5 protein-coding genes are annotated in these 5,514 nt (G+C 69.3%); all 5 read right to left on the bottom strand.

The genetic code is table 11. The features are described from left to right. Positions 1–119: 119 nt before the first annotated feature. Positions 120–2,159 (bottom strand): FUSC family protein, encoded by a 2,040-nt coding sequence (locus ACVOMM_RS18555; RefSeq protein WP_445393981.1) that lies wholly within the window; start codon positions 2,157–2,159, stop codon positions 120–122. 3 nt (positions 2,160–2,162) lie between these two features. Continuing rightward, positions 2,163–3,614: an efflux transporter outer membrane subunit gene (locus ACVOMM_RS18550; RefSeq protein ID WP_065174051.1), complete on the bottom strand. Its 1,452-nt coding sequence runs from the start codon at positions 3,612–3,614 to the stop codon at positions 2,163–2,165. Further along, entirely contained in the window at positions 3,611–4,528 is a 918-nt protein-coding gene (locus ACVOMM_RS18545; protein WP_053517256.1) for an efflux RND transporter periplasmic adaptor subunit, read from the bottom strand. The genes ACVOMM_RS18550 and ACVOMM_RS18545 overlap by 4 nt, the downstream gene beginning before the upstream one ends. Beyond that, positions 4,525–4,734 carry a DUF1656 domain-containing protein gene (locus ACVOMM_RS18540; RefSeq protein ID WP_053517257.1) on the bottom strand — a complete coding sequence of 70 codons (210 nt, stop codon included), beginning with the start codon at positions 4,732–4,734 and terminating at the stop codon, positions 4,525–4,527. The genes ACVOMM_RS18545 and ACVOMM_RS18540 overlap by 4 nt, the downstream gene beginning before the upstream one ends. Positions 4,735–4,839: 105 nt before the next feature. Further along, positions 4,840–5,295, bottom strand: a complete 456-nt coding sequence (locus ACVOMM_RS18535) for a MarR family winged helix-turn-helix transcriptional regulator (protein ID WP_065174050.1) — start codon at positions 5,293–5,295, stop codon at positions 4,840–4,842. Positions 5,296–5,514 lie beyond the last annotated feature (219 nt).

Below are 5,514 nucleotides of genomic sequence, written 5' to 3'. Positions count from 1 at the left end.
ACCCCACCCACCCCCCACCCCCCCCGCCGGCGGGCGCCGCCGCCCCCCCGCGCCCGCCCCCCCCCCCCCGCGGGGCGGCCCCCGCCGGCCGCCCCCCGCCCCCCCCCCGGCGGATCGCGTTATAGCGACGGAGCGGCAGCATCCGCCAGCCCCGGCGCCAACGCTTTCGCCTCCGGGAACAGGGCGAAGCGCAGGCCCACCAGGCCCATCAACGCCTCGTCGCGTGCCTTGCAGGCCGCCACGCTGCCGACCCGCCCCAGCGAGGCATCCAACCGCTCGCGCAGCGCCTGATCGGCGGTGATCGGCCGGCGTGCGGCGACCTGGCGCCGATAGTGCGCGGCAATCTCCTGCAGGATCTGCTCAACGGCCTCGCGGCTGCGGTCGGGCAGTTCCAGCCGGGCACGCCGCAGCTGCAGGATGTTCAGGCCGATGCGGGCTTCATTGAGCATGTCCACCGACGCGATGTCGCTGCCTTCCGGCGTCGCCGCCAGCCGGGGGGCCAGCAGCCCGAGCAGGTCGAGCATGCGCGCGGCGAAGCGCTGCCTGTCCTGCTGTCCGCGGCCTTCGGCCGCTTCCGCCAGGGTGGTCCAGCCTTGCCGGACCAGCCGCCGCGCGGTCCATTCGGCACCTACCGAGCGGAACAGGCGGGTCATCACCACCGCAAAGCCGATGCCGATGAACATCGCCACTGACGAGTTCACGAACGTCTGGATGTTGGCGCTGTAGGTGTTCTGCAGGCTGAGCAGCGCGGCCAGATTGACCGTCAGCGGCAGCGCAAACAACGCACTCTTGGGGTGGTGCAGCAGCAGGCCCAGCGGCAGGAACGCCACCGCCAGCACCAGTGCCAGCAGTCCGAAGTCGTGAACGGCGGGGAATACACCGAACAGGTACACGCCTGCGACCAGCGAGGCCACCATCGCCCACACCAGGAACGAGACCATGCTCGGTGCCGGATCATCCTGTGCCGCGAAGAAGGCCGCCGTTACCGCAGCCATCATCGCGCCGTTGCCACCGCCTTCCCAGCCCAGCGCGATCCACAGCACGCAATAGCCCATCAGCGCCACGCCGGCGCTGAGCGCCGAGAACAGCGCCATGCCGTAGTCGACGTGCCTGTCGGCCGCGACCCGGTCGGTGCGGATGCGATAGTGCGCGCGGTCCAGCGGCGCGTTGCCGTGGTCGATCGCCTGCTGCAGCGTGCGGCAGTCCTGCCACAGGTCCACCAGCTCTTCCAGCCGCAGCAGCAGGCTGGCCAGCTGCAGGTGCTGCAGGTCGCGGTCTACCTGAGGCTTTACTGCGCTGATGCGCGCACGCAGGCGGGCGTAATCACTGGCACTGGCCGGTTGCTGCAGCCATTCGTGAATGTCGTCGATCACTGCCGGCAGCCCATCGGGCAGCGACTGGCCATTGCTTCGCAGCGCACTCAGGCGATCGGCAATGGAGGAAAGCACCGGCAACAGCAACAGCATGCGCTCGCGCAGCCGCTCCATGGAGACCGCCGCGCCGGTGTGGCGCGGATCATCGCGGCGCAGGAACTCGATCAATGCCTCGAACTGCACCAGATCGGCGGCCAGGCGGTTGCGAGGTGCGTGCGCGCGGCCTCGCTCCAGGATCTGCCGGCACCACTGCGCCGCATCCTCCATCCAGGTGCCGATGCGTGCGCGCAGCATCGGCCGCACCGAAGCCGGGAACAGCAGCGAGGCGAACAGCACCGCCACCACCGTGCCGAGGATGATCTCCTCGCTGCGTGCCACGACCGTGTCGAAGATCGTCTCCGGCGAGGTCACGGCGGGGAAGCCGATGAAGGCGGTCGTATAGCCGGCGAGCAGGAAGGCATAGCCGCGCGGGCCGCGGTTGAGCAGGGCCAGGAACAGGCAGCCGGCCAGCCAGAACGACATCGCCGCGCTCAGCAGCAGTGGGGTTTCCACCAGCGCGGGCAGCACCAGCAGTGTGGCCAGGCCGGCCACCAGGGTGCCGACGATGCGGTACACGCCCTTGGCGCGGGTTGGTCCCAGCAGCGGCTGGCTGACGATGTAGACCGTACCCATCGCCCAGTACGGGCGCGACAGGTTGCCGGCCATGGCGATGTACAAGGCGGCGATCGCGGCCAGGTAGGTCTTGATCGAGAACAGCCACGCCTGGCGATCGGTCACGGCGTTCATCACTTAGTTCGCCGTGGCCCGTGGAGCGGCCGTCGCCTGCCAGCCACCGCCGAGCACCAGGAACAGGTGAATCTGATCGCGCGAGACCTGTGCTTCGGCCGCGGCCAGTGTGGCATCGCTGGTGGCCAGGCTGCGGTCGGCGTCCAGGCTGGCCAGGTACGGTGTCCGCCCACCCTGGTAAAGCCGGCGGTTCTGCTCGGCTGCCAGCGCGGCCTGTTCCTGGGCGATGCGCAGCGACTGCAGTCGGCGCAGGTCCTGTGCGTAGCGGTCCAGAGCGGTCTGCGTCTCACGCAGTGCCTGCAGCACGGTGTGGTCGAACTCGGCCAGCGCTGCATCGGCGCCCGCTTCGGCAGCGTGGATGCGTGCATGGCTGCCCGATGACGGCAGCGTCCACGAGATCAGCGGCCCGATCGACCACTGCTGGGTCATGGGCTGGCCGAAATCTTCCAGCAGGCCGGCGGCGCCGATCGAAGCCCCCAGACGGATGTCCGGATAGAGTTCGGCGGTAGCCACGCCAATGCGCGCGGTGGCTGCGGCCAGCCTGCGTTCGGCCTGGCGCACATCCGGACGACGCTGCAGCAGCGCACGGCCATCTCCGACCGGCAGCGGTTGCGTCAGCGACGGTGCCTGTGCGCAGTCGATCACTCCGCCCGGCAACTGGCCGGGGGTCTGGCCGAGCAGGGCGGCCAGGGAGTATGCCGCCGCCGAGCGCTGCGCGCGCAACGGCGGCAACGCGGCCTCCAGCAGGGCGACCTGGGCATTGGCACGGGCCAGTTCCGGCGGCGTGCCGCGGCCGGCCGCGATCAACCGCTCGGTCACCGAGCGGCCGCGCTGCTGCAGCTGCAGCGAATGCTCGGCCACGTGCAGTTCGTGATTGGCGTGGCAGATCTCCAGATAGCTGTCGGCCACCTGTGCGACAACGCTGACCTGGGCCAGGTCGCGCGCCGCAGCGACTGCCTGCTCGTCGGCCCGCGCCGCTTCCGCACCGCGCTTGAGCTTGCCGAACAGATCGAACTGATAGCTGACCGCGAACTTGCCATCGGCCAGGTTGATCACCGGCAGTTCGTGTTCCTGCAGGAACGATTCGGCCGACAACTGCGCGCGGCTGACGCCGGCCTCGGCCTCGTACTCGAAGCCACCGGCGTCCAGTGCCTGTTCGTACACGGCCGCCGCGCGGCGCAGGTGGGCATCAGCGGCTTTCAACTCAACGTTGTCGCGCAGCGCCTGGCTGATCAGGCCGTCCAGCACCGGATCGTCGTACAGCGACCACCAGCGCGCCGGCAGCGGCTGGTTGGCGGCGATCTGCGGGTTCTGCGTATCGATGAACGCCGCGTTCGCCTCCGGGCGCTTGAATGCCGAGCCTTCCGGTAGTGCATAGTCGGGACCAACGGTCCTGCACGCGGCCAGGCTGGCCAGTGCGACGATCAGGCCGAGGCGGGACAGTGCGGTATTCACAGGCGGCCCCGCGTCGGCGTGGGGCCGGCCTTGCTGTCATCCGCGCGGCGGCCGGTATCCACCGTCACGGTGGCGGTGCGGCCGGCGATCAACTCAACACCCGCGGGAAGATCATCGATGGCAATCCGCACGGGAATGCGCTGCGCCAGCCGCACCCAGTCGAATGCGGGTGTGACGTTCGGCAACAGGCTGCTGCCGTTGCTGCGGTAGCGGTCCTCGATGCCGGCGGCGATGCTCTCCACATGTCCCTGCAATGGCCTGGATTCACCCATCAGGCGGATGTCCACGCGCTGCCCGGGCACCACACCCTGCAGGCGGGTCTCCTCGAAATAGCCATCGATGCGGAATGAGCCGGTATCCAGCAACGCCAGTACCGGTTTGCCGGCCACCACGTAGTCTCCGACGCGCAGCGTACGGTCGTTGACCCGGCCGTCTGCCGGTGCGCGCACTTCGGTGCGGCCCAGATTGAGTTCGGCCAGATCGACTGCGGCCTGTGCCGTGGCCAGCGCGGCCTGTGCGGCCTGCAGCTTGGCCCGGCGCACTTCGGCGTCCTCGGCAGCGACGAGGTCCTGCAGGCTGCGATCACGACCGATCTCGCGCTTCAGCTGGGCCACCGACGCCTGGCGCTCGGCCAGGCTGGCCTGTGCCTGCTCCAGTGCGATGCGGTAGCGCGCACGGTCGACCACGAACAGCAGGTCGCCCTTCTTCACCGCCTGGTTGTCGGCGACGTTCACCGTCTCCACCAGGCCGGACACATCCGGCGCCATCTGCACCACGTCCGCGCCGACATGGGCGTCACGGGTCCAGGGCTCGTCCATGTAATAGACCCACAGCTGGCGCAGCACCAGCAGCGCGACGATCACGGCGGCACCGGTGAGCAGCACCGGCAGGGACTTCTTCACGATCTTGTTCACGATTGCATCCAGCGCAGAAGGTGGAAAAGCAGGCCCAGCACGATCCCGTACAGCGCCAGGTTGAACAGCGCCGGGTGCCAGACATGGCGGTAGGCACCGGCGCGTTGCAGCAGCGCGTGCAGACCGCTGTTGAGCAGATAGGCCAGCAGCATCAACCCGAGCAGGGTCGGGACGAACACTCCGTGGAGACTGAATTCACCAGGCATCGGTAGGGCAGGGCAGATGGGGGAGGGGAGGAACAACGGCACAACAACAACGGGTGACAGCCGCTGGCGTGGCAACGGCAGCGGCGGTATCCGGGGACATCGGTCTCACGTGATGCGGTCGGCGGCCTCGGCCAGCAGGCGCCATGCCTTCAGCACGGCGTGCAGTTCATCCATGGAAAGCGCGCCGAACACGTCCTGACGCAGGTCGATCAACTGATCTTCAAGTTCCTGCACCAGCGCTTGGCCGGCCTCGGTCAGCCACAGCAGGTTGGCGCGACGGTCGCTTGCATCACTTTCACGGCGGACCAGGTCGCTGGCACAGAGCTTGTCCAGCAGGCGTACCAGCGAGGGGCCCTCCATGCCCAGCTGCTGGGCCAGGGCGACCTGGCGGATGCCGCCGCCGGAGCGGCCGATCATCAGCAGGGGCATGGTGCAGGCGGTGGAGATCCCGTAGCTGCCCAACCGGCTGTCGGCCAGGCGCTGCCACTGCCGCCCTGCATACAGCAGGCCGGAGCTGAGCTGCATCTGCAGCACGGTGCGCTCGTCGAGGGGGCGGTCCATAGATAGATAGGATACTACTAATTTCATTCCTATCAATATGCTTTTCTGAATGGGCGCCCCATTGCGGTAGCGCCAGGCCATGCCCGGCGAGCGGCATGGGGCCCGTCCATAGAGCCCGCCGGGGCGGGGGCGGGGCGGCCACCGCCCGAGCCCCCCCCCGGGGCCTCCGCCTCCGCCCCCGCCCGCCCGCGGGCGCGACGCCCCGCGCCCCCGCCCCGC

The sequence above is a fragment of the Stenotrophomonas sp. STEN009 genome (genome assembly GCF_056760395.1).
This window is presented reverse-complemented; position numbering and strand designations above follow the sequence as displayed.